General features: G+C 45.5%; 16 protein-coding genes. 5 read left to right on the forward strand and 11 right to left on the reverse strand.

Features of this window, described 5'->3' with window-relative positions; genetic code table 11:
* The first annotated feature begins 33 nt into the window (after positions 1-33).
* The 3 genes from C7B82_RS04295 to C7B82_RS04305 all read left to right on the forward strand — a co-directional run bounded on the left by C7B82_RS04295 (position 34) and on the right by C7B82_RS04305 (position 5,417).
* Entirely contained in the window at positions 34-807 is a 774-nt protein-coding gene (locus C7B82_RS04295; RefSeq protein ID WP_146141044.1) for an HhH-GPD family protein, read from the forward strand.
* Positions 808-1,013: 206 nt separating this feature from the next.
* Positions 1,014-4,415, forward strand: a complete 3,402-nt coding sequence (locus tag C7B82_RS04300; protein WP_106255067.1) for a P-loop domain-containing protein — start codon at positions 1,014-1,016, stop codon at positions 4,413-4,415.
* A 267-nt stretch (positions 4,416-4,682) separates the two neighbouring features.
* Complete coding sequence (locus C7B82_RS04305; RefSeq protein WP_106255068.1) at positions 4,683-5,417, forward strand: peptidoglycan-binding domain-containing protein; 735 nt, start codon at positions 4,683-4,685, stop codon at positions 5,415-5,417.
* An 11-nt stretch (positions 5,418-5,428) separates the two neighbouring features.
* On the opposite strand, the gene C7B82_RS04310 is transcribed toward C7B82_RS04305, so the two are convergent.
* From C7B82_RS04310 to C7B82_RS33565, 3 genes are all read right to left on the reverse strand, one after another.
* Positions 5,429-6,397, reverse strand: coding sequence for a 5'-methylthioadenosine/S-adenosylhomocysteine nucleosidase family protein (locus tag C7B82_RS04310; protein ID WP_106255069.1), 969 nt, complete (start codon positions 6,395-6,397; stop codon positions 5,429-5,431).
* 414 nt (positions 6,398-6,811) lie between these two features.
* Positions 6,812-7,045, reverse strand: coding sequence for a hypothetical protein (locus tag C7B82_RS04315; protein WP_106255070.1), 234 nt, complete (start codon positions 7,043-7,045; stop codon positions 6,812-6,814).
* Positions 7,046-7,314: 269 nt separating this feature from the next.
* Positions 7,315-12,189 carry an nSTAND1 domain-containing NTPase gene (locus C7B82_RS33565; protein ID WP_106255071.1) on the reverse strand — a complete coding sequence of 1,625 codons (4,875 nt, stop codon included), beginning with the start codon at positions 12,187-12,189 and terminating at the stop codon, positions 7,315-7,317.
* Positions 12,190-12,321: 132 nt separating this feature from the next.
* On the opposite strand from C7B82_RS33565, the gene C7B82_RS04325 reads away from it, so the two are divergent.
* Complete coding sequence (locus C7B82_RS04325) at positions 12,322-12,873, forward strand: hypothetical protein (RefSeq protein WP_106255072.1); 552 nt, start codon at positions 12,322-12,324, stop codon at positions 12,871-12,873.
* Between the two features lie 47 nt (positions 12,874-12,920).
* Positions 12,921-13,292: a calcium-binding protein gene (locus C7B82_RS04330; RefSeq protein WP_106255073.1), complete on the forward strand. Its 372-nt coding sequence runs from the start codon at positions 12,921-12,923 to the stop codon at positions 13,290-13,292.
* A gap of 38 nt (positions 13,293-13,330) precedes the next feature.
* Here C7B82_RS04330 and C7B82_RS04335 read toward each other — a convergent pair whose 3' ends face one another.
* The 8 genes from C7B82_RS04335 to C7B82_RS04365 are packed head-to-tail and all read right to left on the reverse strand — an operon-like array spanning position 13,331 to position 22,042.
* On the reverse strand, positions 13,331-13,813 hold the full coding sequence (locus C7B82_RS04335) for a PIN domain-containing protein (RefSeq protein ID WP_106255074.1): 483 nt from the start codon (positions 13,811-13,813) through the stop codon (positions 13,331-13,333).
* A complete protein-coding gene (locus C7B82_RS04340; protein ID WP_106255075.1) occupies positions 13,806-14,057 on the reverse strand; it encodes a UPF0175 family protein in 252 nt (83 codons plus the stop codon). Before C7B82_RS04340 ends, C7B82_RS04335 begins: the two co-directional genes overlap by 8 nt.
* A 9-nt stretch (positions 14,058-14,066) precedes the next feature.
* A complete protein-coding gene (locus C7B82_RS31295; RefSeq protein ID WP_146141045.1) occupies positions 14,067-14,282 on the reverse strand; it encodes a hypothetical protein in 216 nt (71 codons plus the stop codon).
* The gene (locus C7B82_RS04345) at positions 14,282-14,509 is read right to left on the reverse strand and encodes a hypothetical protein (RefSeq protein WP_106255076.1); all 228 of its coding nucleotides are present in this window, start codon (positions 14,507-14,509) and stop codon (positions 14,282-14,284) included. Before C7B82_RS04345 ends, C7B82_RS31295 begins: the two co-directional genes overlap by 1 nt.
* A gap of 29 nt (positions 14,510-14,538) precedes the next feature.
* Positions 14,539-17,109 (reverse strand): NACHT domain-containing protein, encoded by a 2,571-nt coding sequence (locus tag C7B82_RS04350; protein WP_106255077.1) that lies wholly within the window; start codon positions 17,107-17,109, stop codon positions 14,539-14,541.
* Positions 17,102-19,126, reverse strand: coding sequence for a 5'-methylthioadenosine/S-adenosylhomocysteine nucleosidase family protein (locus C7B82_RS04355; RefSeq protein WP_219903988.1), 2,025 nt, complete (start codon positions 19,124-19,126; stop codon positions 17,102-17,104). Before C7B82_RS04355 ends, C7B82_RS04350 begins: the two co-directional genes overlap by 8 nt.
* A complete protein-coding gene (locus C7B82_RS04360; RefSeq protein WP_106255078.1) occupies positions 19,126-21,063 on the reverse strand; it encodes a hypothetical protein in 1,938 nt (645 codons plus the stop codon). The genes C7B82_RS04355 and C7B82_RS04360 overlap by 1 nt, the downstream gene beginning before the upstream one ends.
* Positions 21,056-22,042: a magnesium chelatase ATPase subunit I gene (locus tag C7B82_RS04365; RefSeq protein ID WP_245939725.1), complete on the reverse strand. Its 987-nt coding sequence runs from the start codon at positions 22,040-22,042 to the stop codon at positions 21,056-21,058. The genes C7B82_RS04360 and C7B82_RS04365 overlap by 8 nt, the downstream gene beginning before the upstream one ends.
* Between the last annotated feature and the right edge of the window lie 20 nt (positions 22,043-22,062).

A 22,062-nucleotide genomic window follows, 5' to 3' on the forward strand; every position in this document is an offset into this window, starting at 1 on the left:
AAGAGCAATCTGTTTTGTTCCAGTCCTTGCTGCATGACTGAAGTCGCTCCTACAGACCGAAAGCAACCTGCTATCGTAACCGACGGCGAACATAGCGTGGATGCGATAGCGTTCCGTAAGGCTTTGATCATCTGGGGCAAGGAGAACTTCAGAGCTTTCCCCTGGCGGTTTACCAGCGATCCTTATCGCATCCTGATGGCTGAGGTCATGCTTCACCGGACACAGGCATTACAGGTTGTGCCTGTGTATGAGCGTTTTTTGGAACGTTACCCTGATCTCCCTGCACTTGCTACAGCTACAGAAGAAGATTTACATGGAATGCTTTACTCACTGGGCTTGAAGTGGAGAGTCAAACTGATTTACGAGATGGTGGCTGCGCTGATGCAGCGTTTTGATGGCAAGCTCCCTTCTGATCGAGCAGACTTGCTCAGCCTGCCCGGAGTCAGTGATTATATCGCCAGTGCAGTTTGTTGCTTTGCCTGGAAACAGCCACAGGCTCTGATCGATACCAACACAGTGCGTATTGTGGCAAGAGTGTTTAACCTGAAAATTACGGACTCTTTGCGACGTAATCGCCGCTTCAAGGCTTTGCTTGAAACACTGGCCGATTCTATACAACCAGCAACTTACAACTATGCGTTGCTGGATTTAGCGAATAAAGTTTGCCTCAAGGTTCGGGAGCCAGATTGCCCAAAATGTCCTTTGTTGGAGCATTGTCATTATGGGGCGAACAAGTTACGAGTTGCCCCAAAAATCTCCACAAACTCATTCCCTGTATTTGAAACTGTCAGCGAGTGTAAAGCATAACAAGAATCTGAATTACATGGGTCTTCAACAAGCTTTTCTAACGCAGATCGTGCCTCCCTCTCAAATTCAAAGCAAGTAGCCGCTCAGACATCTGGAGATCAACCTGATACAGATCCCTCATACACATCCCTGAATCCAATATTCCATCCTCTCTAGATTTTCGTATAACGGTTCCAGAAAATTATCCAATGGTTTAAGAATCTGTTATGGAATCCTCCTCTATACATCGCCTGTCTCCTATCTCTTTTGATGAAGTTATTCACAAATTGACCGAGGATTTTACAGGATGCGAAGATATATTTAATGCGATCGACCGCTGGCTAGAATGCCAAAATGAGCGCTTTTTCATCTTGGTTGGTAAACCAGGGGCTGGGAAAAGTGCAGTTGCTGCCTATCTTACGAAAATTCGCCCCGATATAGTAGCTCATCACTTCTGCATTGCACGTCGCAATAATACCATTGACCCCAATTCTGTGCTTCTATCTTTAGCCGCCCAATTGGTTGAAAATCTTCCAGGATATGCAGAAGCTCTAGTTAATACAATTACACCTCTGCATCTTTCGGTTAGTGTTTCAATTGATATTGAGATAATACGAGACAGCCAAGTTAGGGGTGTCATTATCGAACATCTACACACCAATAATCCTGGCGAAGCCTTGGATATTATTCTACACCGTCCCATCTTAGCAATATCAAGCCAGATTCAAGAACCTATACTTATACTACTGGATGCTTTAGATGAAGCGATAGCATTCAGTAGTAATGACAATCTTGTGAGACTGTTAGCTAGCGCAAATGATTTATCATCTTATGTCCGATTTCTGTGTACAACTCGCTCCGAACAGAGGGTATGGAGTTATCTAGACATTTCTAAAATTTATAGATACGATCTAAAAAATCAATCAAGTACTATTTATAGATACATCAATTCAAGACTTTCAAGAAACGCTCTCCAAATAAAAATTCAAAATCTTCAAAACACTCGCGAAATATTTACAAATGAATTGCTGGAAAAATCTCAAGATAATTTTCTCTATGTCAAATTGCTTTTAGATGAGATTGAAAGCGACCGATATTCTATAAATGAGTTAGCTTCTCTGCCCTCTGGATTAAACAAAATATATAGTGAATTTATCAATCGTTCCTTAGAAGGAGTATCAAGGAACTATTCTAAATTAATTCTAGGAATTCTAGCAGTTGCCAGAGAACCACTTAGTCAGCAACAAATATCTCAATTTACAGGTGTTGAACTTGAAGATGTTGGAGAGCAGATTAGAGTAATTCGCCAATTTTTTGATGTTTTTGATTCTGGACTGGAAGAAAAATACACTTTATTCCATCAATCTTTTCGGGACTATTTGATAGATAGTAAGAATAAACCAGATTTCTGGTGTGATCCAACTAGGCAACACCAACGAATCGTTAATTTTTATTGGTCTGACAAAAAAGTATGGAGTCAGGAACATGCTAGTGATAGGTATCTTTGGAACTATTTACCTTACCATTTGAGTCAAGCTACTCAGGATGAGCAGCTACGGTCTCTACTTCTCAACTTTGAATGGCTCCAAGCAAAACTTAACGCTACCAATATTCATCGTCTGATTGCAGACTATGATCTACTTTCAAACGATCAAGATTTGGTTTTAGTGCAACAGGCTCTTCGTCTATCAATTGGTGTCATTGAACAAGATAGCCGCCAACTTGCCAGTCAGTTGCTAGGACGGCTTATAACTTTTCCAACAAAAGATATTCAGCTTTTAATAGAACAAATTGCCGAGCGTCAAACAGCTTTTCCTTGGTTTCGCTGTTTAACGGCAAGCTTGACACCACCGGGGGGGGCTTTGGTAGGCACTTGCTGCGGTCATAACAGTTATGTGAGTTCTATAGCCTGGATTCCAAGGCAGCGACAGATGGTTTCTGCATCACGAGATTACACTCTACGACTATGGAATGTTGACTCTACTCAATGTTTACGAGTACTGAAAGGGCACGAGAATTGGATTAGAGGAGTAGTGGTTACTTCCAGTGGTGATTATGCTATTTCAGTCTCAGATGATGCAACTGTTAAGCAGTGGGACTTGAAATCTGGTGAATCTCAGAACATTCTGGAGGCTCACAATGGTGATGTTACAGCAATAGCAACAGGACTAGATAATGATCAGGTTGTTGTTGCTTTAAGTAACCATGAAGTTGGAATTTGGCAGGCAGACAGTCAACAGTATGGTGTGTGCTTTCAAATACCAGATAGGGTAATTACTGCAATTACAGTTTTGCAGAATCAGCGACAAATCATTTTGGTTTTAGATGACTGTACATTTCAATTATGGGATTTACTCTCTAAGAAACATCAGCGTACTTTCAAAAAAGAGCATAATGGCTCAATTACTGCTGTAGCCTTTATTCCCAATGAAAATCGAGTAATTTCCGCTTCCTATGACTTGACACTGAAAGTATGGAATTTAGAGAACGGTAAGGTTGAACAAACCCTGCAAGGTCATTTTCAGCCAGTTAGTTCTGTTGTCATAATGCTTGATGGCAAACGGGCAATCTCTAGTTCTCGCGATCGCACACTTAGAGTATGGGATCTAAGTACAGGGGAATGCTTGTCTACATTTTTAGCACATCAAGACTGGATCAACTGTGTGACGTTAGTCCCTGATGGCTGCAAGGTTGTCTCTGCATCAGATGATGGAACCTTAAAAGTCTGGGACTTAGAACATACCCAGCAACTGCTTCCCATACATCACAATAATCAGATTAATGACTTGGCTTTGACACCAAACGGTAGCCGATTAGTTTCTGCTTCACGAGATAAGACACTCAAAGCTTGGAATATGAAAACTGAGCAACTTGAACATACATTTCAAGGTCATGAAGCACAAGTCATGGCTGTAGCTGTGATATCTGACCATCAAGCAATTTCAGCTTCGGCTGACAAAACGTTGAAAGTTTGGGACCTTAACACAGGAAGTTGTTTGTGCACTTTCAAGGGACATTCTAGTCCGATAAATGGTGTAGCTGTATTTCGGGACGGAAGAACAGCAATTTCTGCGTCACTTGATAAGACACTCAGACTTTGGGATATAGCCACAGGTAAATGTCAACGAATTTTTGAGGGTCATGAAGGTTCAGTCACGACAGTAAAAGTTTTACCAGATCAAAATCAGGTGATTTCTGCTTCAGCTGATGGAATGCTAAGAATCTGGAATATCCACACAGGAGAATGCCAGCTTTTGAAAAAAAGCCATAGTGCTCCAGTAACCAGTGTTGCAGTTACTCCAGATGGAATGTGGGTAGTATCTGCTTCAGCTGATAGAGCGGTAAAACTTTGGAACCTAGAGATTGGGTCGTGCGAACTCACACTGGGCAATCATGAAGCCTGGATACATTCTGTTGTGCTTACTTCAGACGGGCATTGGGCAGTGTCTGCTTCAGAAGATAAGACGCTAAAGCTATGGGATTTAAGACAAAGGGAATGTGCAGCGAGCTTTACTGGAGAGAGTAAGTTTAGAAGCTGTGCCATTCTTGCGGATACCCAAACTATTTTTGCTGGAAATGACGCTGGTCAAGTACATACTTTCGAAATACTAAATTCTGAAAATGGCTGATTATGTCTTGCAAGTGTAGATTTCAGAATCGCCAATTGACTGGTACTCCAATAGGTTCTGAACAGACATACCTAACCCGAAAATATTTTTTGCTCAATTTCTGGTTATGTATATAATTCAATAGAGAGAAATGTTTTTGTATAGCGCATTTTGTCTTCATAGTTTTTTGTAGAAATTTGTGTTGATAAATCTTTCGCTAAAAAATTATAGAATTAAACTTATAGTTCTCATGATAAAAGCGCTTCAATTTCATTGGCGAGTGCTGATATGAATCTTCTTTTGCCTAATCAGGTTCGCAGATGTGGTTTTTCAATTATCTATTTACTACCCATAGTGTGTGGATTGCTTTTGGTAGAACCAGTCAAAAGTGCTCCATATTTAGAGTCTGGTGATAGTGGAGGAAGTGTAATTGAACTTCAGAAAGCTCTATCTCAGAAAGGTTTTTATACCGGTTCGCTGGATGGATATTATGGTGAAGAGACTAAACAAGCTGTTATTAAGTTTCAGCAGGTAAATCATTTATCTCTAGACGGTATTGCCGGGGGACAAACACAGTCGGTGCTTCAAGGTGGGTTGTCCCTTGCACCTCAGACTGTTGCTGCTCAAGCATTTAGCCAAGCAGGTGCTGGATCTCCCGGAAGTATTTTTGCAGGTCTCAGTACCAGCGAAATTCTGGGTTTAATTACTTTTTCTGGAGTGATTGCATCAGTTGCCTTTCAATCAGGTGCATCTAGAAAAGTCGGGAACCTGCCGTTCAAGCAACGATTTGAGCTTTGTTTCAGGGAGAGACATCTTGCAGATCTGGGGCTTTTCGATATAGATACACCAAAGCCTGAAATTGCATTGATTCACGAGAAAACTAAACTTTCAGCCAACAGCGCTACATCAACTGGCAACATCTCCATCACTGATCCTGCCCCTCCAAAAGGGGAGTATACTTATGTTGTTGAAGGTATATATAACGGTGAGAAGGTTACTCGAAAAGGAACATTTAAACTTTAGGATCGAGTAACTCAGATTTCATGATTTGGAGTGTTACTTTGTAATCTGATCCCAACAATCTTTGAGCTTTTCACTGTTTCTGTTTTTTGTCCAACCTTCATGCTCCCTGATTGGGAATTATCAGCGTCGATTCCTACTACATCTGAATTTTCCAAAGTTCCGAATTCCATTTGCACTTCAGCGTTTATAGGTTCTTGCTGTGGATTATTCATATTAGAGGATAAATCTGATAATTGAAACTTTCCTAGTATTTCGAAAGCGAATGCGCTGGCATAATAAGAAGCCTTTTCCTGGCGAATCTGTTCTGATTCCAGAGAATCGTCATTCTTGCCTTCGATTAAGTCAGAAACTCCTCGAATCACGATCGCCTTCATCTCAGGATAAGCAAACACTGCACTCAAGAAGCCAAATCCTTCCATCTCAACTGCTATCGCATCGTTATAACGCGCCCTGATGAAGTTAAAAACATCTGATTCTTTCGAGGCAACCACCTTCTCCCCAGCAGCAATAGGACCTACAAACACACGGGGTTGTGAAGCTGGACTGCTGCTAGATAGCCGCCTTAACCACTCGCCTTTTCTTGCCTCTGCTCTAGCACGCGCCACTAATGCATGAGCCGATTGCCCTAACGCAGGGCGGGTGAAGAATTGTTTGTTTATCTTACCGGACTCATAACTATAAACTTGTGTCGCTGCCACCACATCTCCGATCGCAACGTCTTTGATGCCTCCCGCGATGCCCACAAAGAAAAGGATGTCCGGTTTGAAATAGGTGATCGCCCTTTCCGCTTCGATGGCGGCTCCCGCATTACCTGCTCCTACCTCGGCAATCCCGACTTCCCACACCTGCTCATTTTCGACGAATTTTCCTCGCTCGTAAATAGTTCCTTGAGGATGCATCTCCTCCTGAAGATCAATCAGATGGGCACGAACCGCTTGGTATTCGACAGGAAGGGCGGTGAGAATAACGGCACGGGGCATAGTTTTTCGTGATGGCTCTTTTTTCTTATTTTGACTTTTTTATCCGCGATCGCCCAGATTTCGATCGCTGCATCGGAATTTCCTGAGACCTGTTGCCTTTCAACAGAAAAATCTCTGAAAGCCTTACACCGTATACTCGACTTTAGTCATTTACGAGCTTGCTGGGTTGCAGCAGCATCAGGGTTTCATGGAATGACCGGGGATTAAAACCGGACTACCCATTTGAGGCACTCCGGCTTAACTCTAAATCTTGCCTTGTAAGGGTTTCAGAATTTTGCTTCCAAATTACTCTGATCCGCGCTGAGATCGCGATTGGAGACAACGAGTCCCAAAAATCTAAAATGGCTAAAGTCGAGGTATAGGTTGCGGTCTTCGGTAATGAAAATCGCATGAAAAGCTTATTATGAATGGGTTTCACGGCTTTTTAAGCCTTATAAAGAAACAGGTCTCTGCATTGACTTCGGTGATCGCTACTTCCCATGTCTGCTCAGTTGCAGAAAGCTGTCCTAATTCATAAACTGTCCCCTGAGAATGCGTTTCCTCTTCAAGGTCTGTCAAATGGGCACGGATAGCCTGATAATCATCAGGATGAGCGGTTAAGATGACTGCACGAGGTATCTCTGGTACCCTTGTATTACTGCCTGCCACACTATTTTGCTAGGGCTTGAAAATTTGCCCACTGACATCACTGATTTACTCCTCAAATGGAAACACGCTTGCGTTTTATCGATTCTCAAGCGCACCGTTGCAAACGACAAATGTCCGAAAATATTCACCCGTCTTTAACGGTAGGAATTATCATTTTCAGTCACGACTGGGCAGTTAATCTGGCAGCAGAATCTGTAGGGGAGAAATGCGTTCTACGTGCATGAGATCTTTAAGCAAAGATACTTCTAGTTCAATCAATTCTTTCAGAGTTAAGTAACTTGATCATCTTCCACTCGCACAGGTTTTCCAACAAGCTTCATAACAGCCATAACTAATTTACTTGGAGGATTTACTGGTTTTGGTAAGTGCATTTGGAATCCAACTGAAATTGCACGTTGCTGATCCGGCTCTCTGGCGTACGCTGTTAAAGCAATCGCTGGAATTTGACCGCCCTGTTCTGGAGCAAGTTGTCTAACCTTCTGTATTAGGCTGTAGCCATCTTCTCCTGGCATCCAAATATCACTAACAAGTACATCTGGTTTAAATTGCTGAAGTGAATCAAGTGCCTCACTTACTGATGAAGCTGTAATTACTTGGGCTCCAAACTGTTCTAGAGTGAAAGCAGAAACTTCTAACGAATCCAAAATGTCATCTACTATTAAGACGCATACACTAGAAAGGCTTAAATAAGCATTTTTGCCATAGTCAGAAGACAGTGGTTCGTTCGACTCACAATTTATTTCAGGGGGATTATCTGCAACTAACTCATTTTGATTAGTTTCAAAGTGTTCCTTATTCAAATTAGTAAGTGATTGCTTATCCAAAGCTTTAAGATCCTTATACTTTTGCTTTTCAGATTCAGATTCCGTCGATTTTTGTTGCTCATCTCTATTAACCTCTGGCTGGTGAATTTCAAGTTTTTTCTTCTCCGTCTCTTCAGTAAGAGTCTTCTGATCTTGGGGAGGTTTTTGTTCTAGTACTTGTATGATTGTTGCTATCAATAGCTCAGGGTTAACGGGTTTGGAAACAGATTGTTGAAAGCCAGCCGCAAAAACATGTTGCTGATCGATTTCTCCAGCATAGGCAGTAAGAGCAACCGCAGGTGCAGACCCACCTTGTTCGGGTGATCGATTGCGAATCTGCTGCATCAACGTATAACCATCCATATCCGGCATGCTAATATCACTGATGAAAACATCTGGTTGAAACTGAAGCAAAACGTCCAGAGCTTCGTCTGCAGAAACCGCTGAGATGACAGTTGCTCCTACCTCTTCTAATAGGAGAACAATAAAGTCTCGGGTATTGGCATCATTATCCACTACTAAAACTTGAACTCCCTTCAAATTAAGTGCTGGCTTTAATGAGTGAGAACTTGGATTAACCACAGATTGAGAGTGCATCAGTGGCAACCAGACAGTAAATGTAGATCCTAATCCTTCACCGGGACTATCGGCTTGAATCGTTCCCCCATGTAGTTCAAGCAGGTGACGGACGATCGCCAGTCCTAATCCTAGCCCGCCAAACTTACGAGTTGTAGTGCTATCTGCCTGCCGAAAAGACTCAAAAACATGGGGTAAGAATTCAGAGGAGATTCCCTTGCCAGTATCGCTAACGGTGATTTGAACATAAGTGGAGGGGTGGAAAGTAGAGGCGGTATAGGCATTTGAAGCTTCCCCATTCCCAACTTCATCTAATCGCACCTCAACTCGACCGCCTGCTGAAGTAAATTTAATTGCATTTGTGAGCAAGTTCCATACTACTTGCTGCAAGCGAGTTGAGTCACCTAAGACCAGTCCCACTTCCTCATCTAGCTTTGTCTCGAGCTGAATCGACTTTGCCTCTGCTGATAGTCGCACGGTTTCGATCGATGCTTCGATGGTTAATGCTAAATTTACCGGACTAACCGTCAGATTGAGCTTACCCTGCAGAATTCGGGAAACATCGAGCAAATCCTCGATGAGTTGGGTTTGAAGTTCTGCATTTCGCTCAATAGTCTCTAGTCCATGCTGAATCCTATCTTCACTTAACTCAGAATTTCTCAGTATTTTTGACCAACCTATAATTGAATTGAGTGGTGTTCTTAATTCATGGGAAAGCACTGCCAAAAATTCATCTTTGATACGATTGGCACGTTCGGCTTCGCCTCTGGCGGCTTGTTCTTGCGCTAATAGAATCTCCCGTTCTTGCTCGGCACGTTTGCGATCGCTAATGTCCTTGAACAGGATGGCAACTTTGTGGCTCTCTGTCTCCCCAATCCGAAAGGCATACACGTCAAACCAGCGATTCATCGTATCAGAGCCAGCTTCAAAGCGGACGGGTTCACCTGTATGAGCCACTCTACCGTAGATTTCAAACCAATGTGCTTCTAGATCAGGCAATAGCTGGCGCGCTGTTTCACCCTCTACTTGCGCGAGTCCTGTTTGCTGCGAAAAGGCGGGGTTTGCTTCTAGGAAGCGGTAATCGATCGGTGTATTGGCGGCATCAAACATCACTTCAATTAGGCAAAAGCCATCCTCCATCGATTCGAACAGGAGACGATAGCGTTTTTCTGTTTGGCGCAGGGCTATCTCAACTTCTTTGAATTCTTGATTCTCCTTAGCAATTCGCTCAGTTTTCTGTCGCAACATGCTCTCTAACTGTCTACGTTCAGTTAAATCGAGAACAAGTGCAAAGAAAGTATTTTTCTTCTCTCCTCGAAGAGAATAGCTGATTTTTACCGATGCACGGCTGCCATCTTTACGAATGAACTCCTTCTCATATGGTGTACATTCGCCTCTTTGGTTTGCTTCAGCAAGCCGCTGTTCATCGATGTAAAGATATTCGTTTGGAGTAATATCTGTCCAACGCAAGTTATTGCCAACAAATTCTTCACGAGAATACCCTAAAATTTGAAGAAATTGATCATTGGCTTCTTTAATATCTCCGTCAATTTGTGCAATGAATGTTCCAATAAAACTACTTGATTGTAAGCCCTCTTCTTCTCTTGTTTTTTTGTAATCTACACTTCGTTTATGAAAATCTTTGATTTGAAGCGGTAAAAGTGCTTCTAGCTCTGACCATCGATTTTGGGTTTGAGCAAGCAAACCTCCCATTAGTAGAAATTGGTCTTCCTGCTGATTGTTTAGCCACTCTTGATAAACATCTCGTACTCGATCAATTAATCGTCTCAAATCACGATCTTCTTTTCTCCATTGAGTAAATCGATGCCATCCCTCAATTAATGCTTCATGAGAAAGATCAACCCAAGCATTTTCATCGCCACCTGTTACCAGTAATCGCTCTCGCACCAGTCTGTCCAAGACTCGGGCAATCATTCGTTGATCTTCTGTCTTGTCATCCACAATTGCCAGCAAATCTGCTTTTACTTGTCGCTGTCGAGTATCTTTCGTCTCAACCCCAGTTCGCACCAAACTCAGGAGAATTCGTTTAACCCAAAGCTGTCCTTGTTCCCCAAACCGTTTGCCAATCTCAGAATATAGTGCGTCTGCTCGCTGGTTTAAGGCTCCAGCTAATCGTCCCAAGTTTCGATACTGTGTCAGGGTTAGTTGATGTTCTTGCTCCGTCGCCAACTTCCATAACTCTGTGAGGGTAAATTGTAGCAGTGGTAAACATTCTGGCTCTTGGCGCATATCCTCCAAAATAACTTCCACTAACCTATCTTCTAACTCATAGCCCTGAATTTCAGCGGGATGGATGATAACTTCCCGTAGCTCTTCCTGATTCAATACTGGCAAGTAAAGGGCTTGTTGCTGAATCAATTGCGTTAGTGACTCATATCTAAGGCAAGCAGAAATAAAATCTGCTCGTATAATCACTACTACGGTTAGTTTCGCTGAATGTAATTCTGCAATTTGAGTGAGGAGTTGTATGAAGCGGTCCCTCTGAGCTTCTTTGCTCGAAGGGCATAGAGTAAAGACTTCCTCAAATTGATCTACGACTAGTAAGATCCTTTCCATCTCTACTAATTTAGTAGCTATAGTCTCTAAACCTTTAGGAGCGTTATCAATTGCCTCATAAAGCTGTATCAGGTCTTCAGGTTCATCCTGAAACAAAGATCTTAATGCTTGCTTTAACTGCCCTAATGGGTCAATAGAGGGCGTTATAGGGGGAAGTATCCGCCAATTCTCCTTTGATCTTAAGCAGGAAATTAATCCTGCTCGAACCAAAGATGACTTTCCACTACCCGAATTACCAATAACTGGAACAAAGCTCGCCTGCTCCAGTTTCTGCCTTAGAATTTTAACGATTCTCCTACGCCCAAAGAAGAAATCTTTTGTGGTTTCATCGAAGAATCGTATACCTTGATATGGACAGGTTTCACTAACAAAGTGCTGAACGCGTTGAGTTGGAGTATTGGTAGCAGGGAGAAGCAATCTCTCTGTAGATTGTTCGACAGATGTCTTCGCTAATATCTCAAAAGCAAACGCACTAGCATTGCAAGATGCCTTTTGCTGCCGCTCCTCTTCAGTGCCTTCCGCAGGGTCATTTGCATTCTTGTCCTTGATCAGATCAGAGATGCCCCGAATCACGATCGCTTTGATGTTAGGGTAGGCAAAAGCTGCGCTTAGAAAACCAAAACCTTCCATCTCAACAGCGATCGCATCGTTGTAACTCGCTCTAACGAAGTTGAAAATTTCCGATTCTTTAGAAGCAATTACTTTCTCCCCAGCAGCAATGGGAGCTATAAACGCATGAGGCTGTGAAATCGGACTGGTCGTTAACCGTTGCAACCACTCTCCTTTTCTTGCTTCTGCTCTGGCGCGTTGTACTAATGCGTGAGTAGATAATCCTAAGGCGGGTCGAGTAAAGAACTGCTTTTCTACCTCACCTGATTCATAGGCGTAAACCTTTGTCGCAGCTACCACATCACCAATCGCAACGTCTTTAACTCCTCCGGCAATACCTACAAAGAAAAGGATATCAGGTTGGAAGTGAGCGATCGCCCGTTCTGCTTCTACAGCTGCCCCAGCATTGCCTGCCCCGACCTCGGCAATACCGACTTCCCATGCCTGTCCATTTTCGACAAACTTTCCTCGCTCGTAAATAGTTCCTTGAGGATGCATCTCCTCCTGAAGGTCGGTCAGATAGTGACGGACAGCCAGGTACTCTACAGCAAGGGCAGTGAGAATAACGGCACGGGGCATGATTTTCGTGACGGCTTATTTTCTCTTATTTTGGCTTTTTTAGGAGCGATCGCCCAGTTTTCTGGTGTTGCTGGTGTTCGTTTCGCCAATCAGCCAAAATAGCAGAGCAGGGCTACAGTGCAGGATGCCGCCATGAGTGACAAAGACCCGGTGCTCGAAATCTTTTTTAAGGAATATGACAAGCTGAAGTCGGAGCAGGCTCAGCGGATTGGCTTTCGGGACAACCTGCTTTACGTCACACTGGGCTTATTGGGGACAGTCGTCTCCTTTGCGGTTTCTAACCCCTCTAACTACTATGCCTTTCTCGTCATCCCGTGGGTATGCCTGATTTTGGGCTGGACTTACCTGGTTAACGATGAGAAAATTTCAGCGATCGGCAGGTACATCCGCCTCACCCTGGTAGAAAGGGTGAAAGAAAAGACGGGCTACAGCGATCTGGAGTCACTGTTTGGCTGGGAGATTGCTCATCGGAGCGACCCACGACGGATGCGGCGCAAGGTTCAGCAGTTGATTGTGGATGAAATCACGTTTGTCGTTTCGGGGCTGATTGCGCTGGCAGCCTTCTGGTTCCTGGTGCCCAAGCCGCCTGTAGGGGTGACGCTTCTGTCCTGGGTGGAGCTTCTCCTTCTAATTGTGTTGGGGGTTGAAACGTTCATTTATGCTGACCTGGCAAAGGGGCGCTGACCTTGAGCCTGGGTGGATGATTCAGCCGTGAACAAAAGGGTTCTGTGATGGCGAAGGATGAACGGGACGAGGAGCGGGAAGAGCGCATCACAATGGAAATTGTGGTGGATGCCTATGGTCCGGAAGAGCAGGCGATGGGCTGGTACTACTACTTGCAGGACACAATGCAGTTTCCCTTCACTGCAACCTGCATTAGTCAGCGGCGCAGTTCTCCCTTGAAGGAAGGCGCGATCGTTGAAGTGGTGGGTATGGCACCAGAGGATGAGTGCGATCGCGAAATGTTTGTGGAGATCGACTGGGAGGGCGATACGCTGGCAGTGCCATTGATTCAGCTTGAGGCGACCGAGGCAGACGAAGAGACGCAGCAGGCTATTGCCGATTGGCATTACTGGATGAATCAGGGCTATGAGTTTGGGTAGCGTTTAGTGCTCAATTCTACGTTCGCTCTGGCTCACATTCATTCGTTTGCCAATTTTAGTACCGCAGCACGGGTCGCTGGAGACAGACGAAAATTCAGGGCATTCAGTTTGTCGAGTAGCGGAGTCAGCGCCTCCACGTAGCCTGACTGCTTGCCTTTCAATAGGACTCCCAATGTCCCTGTAATTGAAAGGTTCAGTCGTTGGGCATAGCTTCTTGCCAGTGCATCATCCAGAATCACCAGGGCATCAGGAATAGTGACAGCCAAACTGAGAGCTTCGCGTTCGCCTGCGCCGAGATTGGGCAGATCTGGAATCAGGCTGGATGAGGGCACGGGGCACAGTGTCATCCAGGAGAGGGCGGTTAGATCGGGCAACGAAATGCCTTGAACACGCCCTTGAGCCAATTCAGCCGCTACTGCCCGGGGCATTCTGATCTGCCCATACAGAGCGGGTAACAGATCCAGTTGAGCAAGTTGATAAAGGTATTGAAGCGGTGAGGTGTCGGTGATGACCTCAGGCATTCGCTAGATCCTCGACCAGTTCGGCTTCGGTAAGATGAAAGGTATCCACACCGTAGTCGCCCAGTTTGCTCAGAAAGACGGTTCGGGGAATGCCTGCCAGATTTGCGGCAGCACCGGAGGATAATCGACCCAGTTCATAGAGCTTCACAGCCACAACCATGAGCATTTCCTGGTTCAGCTTGTCGGGAGTGGTTTGGAGCGCTTGCAGGGCTTCGTCAGGAATGGTAAAGGTGACTGTATGCATGGAAGGAACTCATCGAGAACTGCCGTTGGCTAGTTTCAGGATAGCGTTTTCCAGCCATCTCCCTGGTGCGATCGCTCGTCGTGCTCTAGCCTGGTAGCAAACGATCGCAGGTTGGCAGGGGTTGGCAGGGGCGATCGCATCGCTCAAGTTGTGAAGCGATCGCCTCACTCTCATCAGCATCTCGCCTGAATTTACGACCCAAATATCAGGAGGCACTTCCGGCACTAAATACCATGCTCATCTAGATAGGCTTTAATCCCCGCCTCCAGATCCTGGAGTGCTTCTTCGAGACTGGGATAGTTGTCTTTTCCCTCGTAAACTGTTCCGCCCAAATCATATGCCCGGACAAAGGATGAAATCATCTCATGCTGTCCAATTTCGATCGAGCCGATTTCTTCAACAAAGCGGTGGATAGTTGGGTATTGTTCTTCAAAGATTTTAGATTTTGGCATTGTTACTTTCAAGGATAATTAACTTTTAATTAAGCAAAACAGAGCATTTGCTGCTCAATTCTTGCCCAAGACTTAGGCGATAATCTTACCGCAGACTGTTTGCAACGTACTATTAAGTAGTTTGCATAAAAGTAATCATCAATGCCTATCAACTCTGATTCAGTCAATTCTAATAAAGTAGGATCAAGTTTAAGCTCATTTAGATAAATTTCAGAAACACCCTCGTTGTAAGCTTGACTCAAGCTATTAGATTGGCTAGCACTAGGAAGCTGTAGAAGTAGTTTTTCTAAGCGGTCAGTAAATGGTACAAGATCTATATTTGCAAAAATTCTATTTTTTTCCAGTTCCTCTACTAAATTAGAAGCTATAGCCTTAATTTGCGCTTGATCAGAGCTTCTTCCAGGCAAATAGTTATGGTCAAGATTTCTGACGGGGATAATTCCAGAAGAACGTGCCAACTCTAAAATATGAAACACATTGGAATTAAGGATACGAAGTAGATCCATAATACTATCTCGATTAAGAGCAAAAAGTAGGGCTATTGCTCGTCCAGTAGCAGGCTGAACAGAACTCTCGTTTACAGAAGTCACCGACTCAGCCCACTGCAATAACTCTCTTAACCTCGATGTGTTTATGTACGTGCTTGCTTCCTGTTTCATTTTTAGCAATAGTTCATCTGCTCCACGCATTAACCCTGCTACAAGTAGAAAGATTTCTTGCCAACGCTTATCGGACAAGTGTTCTATAACTAAATTAGAAATCTTGTTATGATCAACAATATACATAGCAGTAAAATACTCCTGAAAGGTTAGGTGAGAGAAAGAGTATATATCTTGTGCGCGTTTAACTAGAATGCCATGTTGATGCTCAATTTTGTCAAGAACTGCACGCCCATCTAAGTTAATAGGAGCATTTAGACACTCTACAAGGAAGGTTTTTATGTGGTCTGTGAGTTCGCGCTGAGTAAAGAAAAGCTGATGTCTTGAAAAAGCTAGAAATGCAATTTCTGACAAAAGAACTTTCTCTAAGTCCGCATTTAAACCTCGGTAAATTTCTTCTCCAGAAATTCGCCTCTCGGCAGCCCATTCCTCTAGCAAAATGTCTACTGCCTTTCTATATAAAGCACTCCGTTTTTCAGGAAAAGCTTGTGAACGTTCAAACACCAAACAAAGAAAAGTCAGAAATAGAGGAGAATTCGCGATTTCTTTTATCGAGGAATACTCTGACTGCTGCAATAAATCCCAAAATATTTGAGCATTTTTTCCCTGTTTTTCACTGTTTATGTTGAACCATTTCCTGGTGAACTGCTCAATCTGTGAATTATCAAAGTTTGCTATCTCCACAGAAGTAAATCTTTTGAAACTGTAGCTATAATTGTATGCTGCAGTCCGACAAGAGATAATAAAACGATTTTTACTGTACCGCTCTACAAAATTCTGAATCTCAGCAATTATTCTACTCATTTGACCAAAAGGTACTTCACTTAGTCCATCGAGTAGAATTAGGAGCTTACCTTCTTCCAATAACTTAGTCGTAAATTGATCAGATGATGGAAGGCTACAAACTTCAAACTCCTGAACAATAGCTTCCTTGATTTTAGGAAGCTCAGGAGAAAATCTTTTTAATTCTAGAAATACTGGAATACATTCATGTTCGTATTCTTCAGACTTTTCCAGGATTTTTATTCCCAACTGTCTTAGCAATATAGATTTACCCGCTCCAGGTGCACCTAAAACCATTAAAAACTGATATTCATTTGTAATTTCAAATTCGGTTTTATTTTGACTAATTCCTCTTTGAAATCCATGCTTATTTATTTTACGGTAATTGTTTTCTAAGTTCTCAATTGATTCATACTTTAAAGTTTCTGATGCATCTAAAAAACGGGTTTTGGTATATACATTCCTCAAAGGTATGGATTCACGCATGCCTAAAACTTTGAGAATTCCATACTGCTCTGAATATTTCTTAATATATTTTTCTAAAGCGAAATAAAGCCGCTGAGAGATATTTGCCTGGTTTTGCTCCCGTTGTTCAAGAAAGATATCTTCTACAGTTGGCAAGAGCCAATTAGCAATTGCTGCTATACCATCTTGGATAGAAATTGTATTTATAGAGGCAAGAGTAGTAGTGCCATGTTGTGATTCATCAAGGCTCAAGTTGAACTCTATGCCACGAACAGTTTGAGTGTAACCGTACCTCCCTGTCTGCCTTATGAGTTGCTCTACGCTATCTAGCTCTGACTGAATAGTCTTCACATTAGTTAAGCTCAGGTTTCTAACTGTCACACCCCGTGCGTTCACAAGAGCAATTCTGATAGTGCCCCTTGCTTCTTCATGTGCGGCTGTCAGTAAAAACTTGGCTTCGCCATAACTTCCGCCAAAGCGATGCAGAATTACAACGGGTTCTCCAACTGGTTTACTGCTAAATAAATCACTATCTACACTGCAATAAATTGGATAGTCTTCTTCCTCATATTGCCACTCAAATCCCTCGTCTGGGTGCAGATCTATCGTCATCAGGTAGGTCTTCCCAACCTGTGCTTCACGCGGGTAGGTAATGATGGGTTTAACTGCGAGTGAAAGAGACTGATCAGTCATGGGTTGTATCCTCCGTCGGAGTCAGTTCCAGTACCGTCATTTGGTTACCATAGTAGGCATACAGGCAGGTTGAAAGATAGAGGAGGCAGTTTTCCTGATTGAATGCTTGTCGTAACCGTTGATTGGCTTTGACTCGTAGTCGTCGCAGAATTTCAGGAATCGTTGCCGTCCTATCCCGGTCAAGCTCTGCAAAAAAGTGTTGGACAATCTGATTTGCTTCCGGATCATTCAAGGTTTTTAAGCTGCCAATCACTCCTTTCAATCCACCTTCCAGAAAGGACACTGCTATCTCGCGATAACTCATGGAAGGTTGCCCGTCTAGAAACAACTGCGCGTCAATAAATACTACGATGGAATTGCTTCTCATGGCATCTGTGTAATGCAGGTAAGCCTTCAACGTCTCCTTCGAGAGGCACTGAAACTCACGACTGGCGATAAAGAGCAAGCCGAACTCTGATTGAGCCTGCTGCAAGCGATTAAAAAATGTTTGTAAGTCTGGAAGGTGAACCGTCTGATAAGATCGCAACACTTGAAAGGGTTTATGAGATTCAGTATTGTATCCAACGCCAGCATGAACTAATATCTTGCCCTGGCAACTATGTTTTTTGAGTGTTGGGAGTGGCAAAGGCATAAGCTCCCATGTGTCTGGGTCATCAACATCATGCCAGCGCACCATTTGGACGACAGTTCCCAGCGTTTCATTTCCTGGTAGATTCAGCATCTCCCAGGGAATTTCAAACCCGGTTCGGTCGTTAATAATCAGGCGAGACAGCTCCAAATTGGCAGTTTCGCGTAATGTCCGACGCAGTGTTAGCAACCATCCCAGAAACTGCCCCATTGCACATTTTCGTGGTCGATAGGCAACCAATGTACCCAAAAAATCGCTAATTTGCTGACTACTCTTCAGTTCATCTGGTAAAAGGGGTGGTGGTGGGCAATCTTTTAGTGGCTCCAGAGAATCCTGCTCAGCATTGAATGCCTTGAGCGCAAGTTTGCCCTCTCTCTCTTCCACATACAGGATTGCTACATCTTTGGGAAACTGTCGTTCCAGAGGAATTTGAATCGTTTCATCGATATGGACTGCGATTGCTTCAGTTCCACTCTGGCTGGTATCTGGTACAGGACTTGCAATTCCCCCTCCCCACAATTTTGCCAGCACCTCAAACGCAAACGCACTGGCATGACGTGCTGCAATTTCTTTGAACCCAGCCGTATCCATCTCTTCCTTCCGGTCAATCAGGTCAGAAATGCCGCGAATCACGATCGCTGCGACCCGTTGATCCATCCGAGCAGCTTTTAAGACCCCAAATCCTTCCATCTCGACTGCGATCGCATCGCTGTACTGCTGTCTGAGAAACCCAAAAATGGGGGAACGCGTGGAGGTAATGACCTTCTCACCAGCCGCAATTGGAGCAGCATGGACTCGTGGCTTAGAACCTGCGACTGAAGACTGTACCCGTCTCAACCAGTCCGTTTTTCTTGCCTCTGCCCTAGCTCGGTTTACCAGTTTATAGGCTCCTTCTCCAAGTTCTGGTCTGGGCAAAAACTGCTCTTCGGCTCGACCGTATTCATAGCCATAAACCTTCGTTGCCGCCACCACATCTCCAAGCGCTACATCTTTGATTCCACCGGCTACGCCAACAAACAGCATGACATCAGGATTAAAGCGGTCGATCGCACGAACCGCCTCCGCCGCAGCGCCATCATTCCCCATGCCAATCTCAACAATCACCACATCCCATACCTGCCCATTGGCAATAAATCTGCCCCGCTCGTAAATGGTATCCCGGTAAATCTCCTCGTTCCACTCATTTAAATGGGCACGAACTGCCAGGTATTCCACCTGAAGAGCAGTGAGAATCACAACAGAGGGAATCGGCTGATCTGCTGCCATGTCTTCCAGAGCACTCTCTAACCCCAGCGTTGGCTCAACTGCTTCCTCTAAAGCAGCAGGTAGTCCCGGCGATCGCCGAGGACTCCTGTTGCCAGTGCCAGGTTGAAAGAAATCACTGACCACTACTCTTCCACCTCCCAGGTTTTCAAAGGTGGAATCTCAGCAATTCTTGCTCCCAAAGCCCGCGCCAGTTTCACAGGCAAATCTCTGTAGTGCTTCGGCTGGGGGTTCAAGACAACCGCCTTCACTTCCTTCAGTCCAGCAATCTGTTGAGCCACCTGAAGCGCATCCTCAATGCCCCGTTTTCCAACAGGCGGAATTACCTTTCCAGTTCGACTTGTCTCCAGTGGTACATTCCCCCGCCCATCGGTGATCACCACCAACACCGCCTGCTGGATGGCACTACGACCATGCTGCAACGCATGGCGTAACGACTGCAAGACTAGATCCAGCCCATGTGCCAGTGGGGTCGCTCGTCCTCGCCCAACGCTCAGGCTCGCACGAAGGCGAGGCACCAGGATTTTGTCCGCCGTCAGCTTCTCTGCCTGCAATTCATGATGAGCATTCGCAGCACCCACCTGAATCAGGCAAACACTGGCACGCTCCTCATACGCCCACTGCCAGTAGGATAATAATGATTCCTGCCACTTGCAATCCTGCAAGCAGGTGTGATCCAGCACCAGCGCCAGCATTTGCTCTGGCACCACTGCCCGCCGATATCGCCGCAGGTCGGTTGGTCGAAGAATCAGCGATTGTCCCCCATTCGGGCTGCCTTTCCCGCCAACCTCGACCTCGTTTGGAAAGCCCTGCTGCTCCAGCAATGCCGATCGCCGAATTTGTTGGTATTTTGCTGCTTCCAGAAGGGTACTGACGATCGCCAGATCTTGTGGAGTAGTGGCTAGCTCAACTCCAACGATGGCTCCTCGCCCTGACACCGTATTTTTGAAGCGTCGGAGTGGCAACCGCAGCAAAGCCGCCTCACGCTGAACGGGCATGGTGTCTTCAGGATAAGGATTGGCGATCGCACCCTCCATGCGAAGCGGCTGCGACGGCAGGGTTTCTGTAGTATCAGACGCATAAACAGGCTCCTGCATCGGAGCAGGTGCCCGTTTATCCAGCAAGGCTTGATCATCACCCGCAGAGCTTTGGATGAGGGAGTCTGTAGCAGCTAATTCTGGTTGGATTGGTTGTTCAGGTTCTTTAGGAGCTAGATCCAGGGATGGCTTGATCGGTGTCAGTCCAATCATCTGTGCTGCCAGATCCACCTGCTGTGCTCTCACCTGACCTGCTTCTGCAAGTTGGGCATTTGCCTGAGCCAGCCGCAGAAGCGCCAGTTCGCGCCGAATACTGTAGCTATCCGTGGGAGACATATAATCGAGGACTCGTTTCTGGGCATCCAGAGTGACTTCAGGATGGAGCAATTTCGCTCGCTGTAATGGTTCCATCCACTCTGGTAGCAGCGGCTCTTCCTCCCAGTCCGGCTTATGCGGTGCTTGCAGCCATTGTTGAATCGCTTCTGTGCGATCAGTCTTCGCCAAAGCCTGACCAGTCAACCGCAGGGCAAACCGATCCAGTAAATGAGGCGACACCAAGCCAATGTCTGGTCGCGAACAACCCGCTAACCAGCAGAGCCTCGGCTGCCAGCTATCCTGATGCCCATGCCGCTCCAGATACGCAACTTCAGTTCCCATCAACGCCACACAGGCTCTCGCTGCTGGCAGACTCAACCGCGTCAGGTCTGGAATAACGACTAACCTCAGTTCCTGCCCCCGTCCACCTGCCAGCAGTCCCTGTTGCCATTCAAAAGAACCGTTGGCATCCCCCCGTAGCAACGCCAGTCCGCCCCACAGGTCTTCTTCCGTCTCCACTACCCCTAGCTGCACTGTCACAACCTGGTAGCCCGTCACCTGCTTCAGCATCCCGGTCAGATTCTGGGCGGCACATTGTAGGGTGGCGATCGCCTCGTCAAACACCAGAATGCTTCGCAGACCAGGGTTGAGGGCGGCACATGCCAGCCCTCGTAGCAGCGGATTGCTTAAGTCTGCGCCTGCCTTACTCACTGCCTAACAATTGCTCTAGGGTTTCCCGATCCTGATCACTCCAAATTTCCTGGCTGCTTTGCGCCATTTGGGGACGACGGTGCTGAAGTGCCAGAGGCGCAACCGTTTTAAGATGGCTACGAGTGACCTGAGATGCTCCTTCTAGCGCAGCATACGCCTTCGCTGCCATCGCCAACACATAATCGCCCCGGTTCCCTTCTGCCTGAAATTCGCCAGACAGTTTAATACACAGCTCCAAGATCTTTGGGGAGACTTCAACTGAGTTAAATTTCTTCTTCGCCTGCTGTAATTTCTTAAATGTCTCCTGATCCTGCTGCTTTGCCTGCTCAAGCCAGTCAGAGGGTCCAGCCTGCTCCGGAGTAGCGATCGCCTGGTCGAACGCCAGCACGTTCTGAAGAATTGCCAAACGCTTCTCCACATCCGTTTCAGCAGCTACACTCACCATCAACCCAAAGCGATCGAGCAACTGAGGGCGCAGCCCTCCTTCCTCCGGGTTCATCGTTCCAACCAGCGTGAAGGCAACTTTCTCAGGCTGCTGATTTTGCCCGTCCCGCTGCACCACCAGTACACCTGTGGAAGTCACGTCCAGGATGATATTAACAATATGATCATCCAGCAGATTTACCTCATCGACATAAAGCAGGCGATCGTTGGCTTCCACTAGCAAACCAGGCTGCCACGTTGATTCGCTCCGCATCAAAGCATCAATCTTCCACCCACCCACTACCCGATCTTCTGTGGCATTAATGGGTAGCGTCACGGGCAACCGACCGTAAACCATGCGGGCAAACGCCCGTACTGCCGTAGATTTGCCAGTCCCTCGCTGTCCGCTAATCAGCACACCACCCAGTCGCTGCGGTGCCACATAAGCGATCTCCAATGCCAGCTTGATCTGCTCCTGCCCGACAATCCGGCTGTAGGGCAGAATCGGAATTATGGAGGCGGTGTCCTGCATATCGATTGAAGGCTGGGTTTCCACTGCTCTATCGTCGCCTGTAT

This window comes from Stenomitos frigidus ULC18 (assembly GCF_003003795.1).
GTDB classification, from domain to species: Bacteria; Cyanobacteriota; Cyanobacteriia; order Leptolyngbyales; family Leptolyngbyaceae; genus Stenomitos; species Stenomitos frigidus_A.